Genomic DNA, 349 nt, shown 5'->3' with positions numbered 1-349 from the left:
TAGCCCAGGTCCACCATATAAAAGCCCAGCGCAAACAGGCCGATCACCGCCAATGCCACCAGCCAGTGGAACAGCACGGCAATGGCGCCAAAGCGTTGCGAGTCGTTGCGCAGTTTCATGAGGGTTCCCTTCCAGTGTTCTCCGCCCTTATGGCTGGGCGATCCCTTACTTGTTCAGAGTCCACGCCGCGCATCAGGTTCCGTTGATTACAAAACTTACAGGCGTTGTGCGTATGCCTCTAGCTTGTCGGCATTGTGGTCCGGGACACAGCGCAAAAAACTGAACGGTTTGATCAGCTGTTCCGTTGATTGCCTCAGTGGCCCGGCCTTCTGCTACTCTTACGCCTTGG

General features: G+C 55.9%; 1 pseudogene. It reads right to left on the bottom strand.

From position 1 onward, the window contains the following. Nucleotides 1-119 (bottom strand): annotated as a pseudogene (locus A3754_RS04635) (cytochrome b); the annotation flags it as partial. Between the last annotated feature and the right edge of the window lie 230 nt (nt 120-349).

This window comes from Alcanivorax sp. HI0083 (assembly GCF_001635175.1).
The sequence above is the reverse complement of the archived record's forward strand: the minus strand, read 5'-3'. Positions and strand labels throughout refer to the sequence as shown.